The 3,282-nt window shown below is 65.9% G+C and carries 2 protein-coding genes; both read right to left on the minus strand.

Translation table 11 applies throughout. The annotated features are described in order from the left end of the window. Nucleotides 1-109: 109 nt before the first annotated feature. Entirely contained in the window at nt 110-2,827 is a 2,718-nt protein-coding gene (locus BMX17_RS24635; protein ID WP_092665234.1) for a winged helix-turn-helix transcriptional regulator, read from the minus strand. Next, nucleotides 2,820-3,122, minus strand: a complete 303-nt coding sequence (locus BMX17_RS25700) for a hypothetical protein (protein WP_139203794.1) — start codon at nt 3,120-3,122, stop codon at nt 2,820-2,822. The genes BMX17_RS24635 and BMX17_RS25700 overlap by 8 nt, the downstream gene beginning before the upstream one ends. Between the last annotated feature and the right edge of the window lie 160 nt (nt 3,123-3,282).

Consider the following 3,282-nt stretch of genomic DNA (forward strand, 5'->3'; position numbering starts at 1 on the left):
GGACGCCCACACCATATTCGAAACAGATTTTCCCTTCAGCCCTGATTCGATATATTCCTGCGATACGGCGTTTCGCGGTTGCTTCTAGCAGTTCCGACTTGACGCAGCACTAGATTGTTGAAACATTTTCACTCGAATCCGACATCGCGGCCAGGATGCTCGCCTGTTCGATCTCCGCGCCGTAGTCGGCGACCGTCGTCTCGGGGGCGGCGTCGGCATCGCAGAGCCACAGGGCGAGGTCAACCCACGGTTCCAGAGCTGGCCGCACTTCAAGGAGTGGATCCGTGTCCAGCCGAGGCCCGCAGAACGCCTGTCCCAGTGGGTCGTCGGGATCGCCCAACCGGCCGGCCTTTGCGGCGTCGACAAACTCAAGCGCAACCTCGAAGAGCAGTTCCTGGGGGTTGGCGCGTTCGGCGTCGACGGCGTCAGGGGCGAGGTCACTGTAGTGTTCGCCGTGGAACGGCAGCGCGATGCGGTACGTGCCGCCGTCGGCGGTGACGAGCCCCAGCGCCACCAGTTTCTCGATGTGCCGGGAGACGGTCCGGGTGGAGACGTCGGCCGCCTCGGCGAGGTCGCGCTTCGAGAGGGTTTCCTGGGCCTCCAGCAGCGCGGTCGCGAGTTTCCCCACCGAGGGAGCCATACCGGGCAGAATGTGCTCGGTGGGCAACTGTGTGAGCACATACCGAACCTCATCGAGTCGGATCTGGCGCTCGCTGTCCTCGGGCTGGAGGTAGTCCAGAGCCCGCGCTGCTGAGAAGGGAGAGGCCGTGAGGGCCCGCAGGAGCGTCGTCACCTCGCGCTGGGGCTTCAGGTTCTTCGCCCGGCACATCCGCTGGACGGTGGCGCTCCACACCTCGCGACGGCACTCAGTCCGAATCGGGACGCGGACGGCGATCTCCGGGGCATCATCCCGGGGTTCACGATCGTTGATCGCGTCTTCGACGAGTGGCTCAAGGATGGATACGCCCGGTCCGACCAGGACCGTGTCGGCGACGAGGTCGGCAAGTGGGTCCGCGGCGTCATAGTTCGGTTCCATCGCCGACTGGACCTTTCGCTCTCGCTTCTCGAAGACCGTCCGTTCCAGGGTGTGACTGCCGTATGCCGCGTCGATCGACGCCTGCCCGACGATCGTCTCGGCGAGTTTCTCTCGCTGGCTCTTCTCTCCCTCGGCAGCCTGTTTGCCGAAGTCACGCTTCACGTTGGGCACGATACCGAGTACGGTGACGCCGACGCCGGCGAGGTCGAGAACGTGTGTCATGACGCCGATGAGCCCCTTCGCGTTGCGGAATATTCGGCTGCCCAGCCCCTCGCCACCGTCGCCGGTACGGAGTTCGCCCGTCCACTCGGCGAGATCCTTCCGCCACTCGAGAATCTTGTCCCGCCACTCCTCGCTGTCGTCGACGTCGTCGCTGAGGTAGCCGAGCTGACGACCGTCCCGAAGGAGATTCCGGTCGTCGATCGCGAGGCCGCCGAAGGGACTCCCCGCGTCGACGGCTGAAGTGGGAAGTACCTCGTTCCACGTTCGCGGGTCAGCTAAAGCCAAGGCCGTGCTTACCAGGTAGGACAGTCGGGAAGTGATCCGAGCGCCGACGACAAGGTCCCGGCTATCCTCGTCGAAGCACCAGAGGCGTTTCTGAGGTGGGATGTCGTCGACTGGGGCGTCCAGCAGGGTGAGGCCGCCCTCTGTGGCGGCCTCGATTGCCGGCGCCTGCCGCCGGCGATGCATGAACGACGTGAGCCAGCCGGTGCCACCGTGGCTGTCCGCGTCGGCCTGGACGTCCCCGGGGCCGGGTCCTGCGCCTATGGTACACATGTCTGGCTGGGATTCTGTCGACGTTCCAGTTTCTGCGCTAAACGCAGATTCGAGGGTCGCCTGCTGACCGACATCCGCGTCGAGCGCATCCAAGAACGCCACTCCCGGCTGAAGCAGTTCGACGCGCTTCGCAGTCTGCTTCCCGTACCGCTCGGCAAGTCCTAGCTCCTCCAGTTGGCCGAGGATCTGACTCACCCGGCCGTCGGAGACCTCGACGCTGTTCTGGAGAGCGTGCAGATCCATGATGTCATCAGCCGTAGCGGCGAGTTCGCGAAGGACGTCGACCTGCCGGCCGTCTGGAGACAGCGCCTCGCGGGCTGCGTCAACGAGGTCAGCCGTGGGTGACCCGCCACACTGGGCACGGACCGATTCCCTAAACTCGGACGGGAGGATATCGCGGAACTCGCGAGTGAGCCAGCGGGCAGTCACCGGCTTTGACACCACCCGAACGTCACAGGCGTCGGCCAGCGTCACGACGAGTTCAAGGAGTTGCTCTTGGTCGTCGCGATCACGGCCCTCGAACGCATCGCGATCAACGGTGACGGCGATCGTCGGCGTCTGGCCACTCGCGCCGATCACCGGGACCGGCCCCTCAGCGAGGGCGTCGAGCGAGAGGTGGCCGACGATCGACGGCTCCGGCTGGCCGAACTGCTGGGTCACCTCCAGTGCGGTCGCGTGGCGGTGGAGTGCCTCGTACGCCGACGCGGACGCATCTGGGTACCGCTCGGCGAAGGTCTCCTTCTCGACGCGCTCAGCAGGCCTATCGAGACCCGTGAGGACAGCCGCATACATCCCCTCCGCCGCGGTGACGCCGAGGTCTTCGAGCGTCCGCTGGCGCGCGTAGTAGGGCACGCCGGCGAGCGTCTCGCGGACGCCGTCGACGAGCGCGTCCTGGAAGCCGTCGCTCCCGGTCACCGCCGCCGCGGCGTCGCTGGGCGTGTCTTCATCGAGAGAGATCGTCGCGACCGCGCCGAGGATGTCGGCCTGAGCCAGCGAGAGGCCAGCGTCACCCACGCAGGACACCCCCGTCGTACTCGAGGCCGGCCTCGTCGATCGCCCACGTCGGGACGTCCGACAGCGACGCGTCGGGATCCAGCGACGACGTCGTCTCGCCCCGCTGGCGAATCGTTACGGTGCGGATGTGCTGCACGACCCAGCGAGTCGCCGATGCCTTCCGGAACAGCACCGTGTGTTTCTGCCGGCCGGTCTGGTCGTCGGGTGCGCTCGTCCAGCTGGCCGAGCGAGTTACTGGGTGGCTGGCGTCAGAATCTGAACTCGGATATGGGATTTCTGCCGTTTGCGTGCTCATGTCGCCGTCTGGCGACGGTTTCGGACCGTCGAACCGGCGACGACGCGCACGGGAGTTACCCCGAAACGGTTTTTACTCAGGACCTCGAAGGACTGAGTACACTCACAGCCTGTGGGTTGCGTACTTCACGCGCCGTCGCGCCACAGCCTGTGGGTTGCGT

Source organism: Halorientalis persicus (assembly GCF_900110215.1).
GTDB classification, from domain to species: Archaea; Halobacteriota; Halobacteria; order Halobacteriales; family Haloarculaceae; genus Halorientalis; species Halorientalis persica.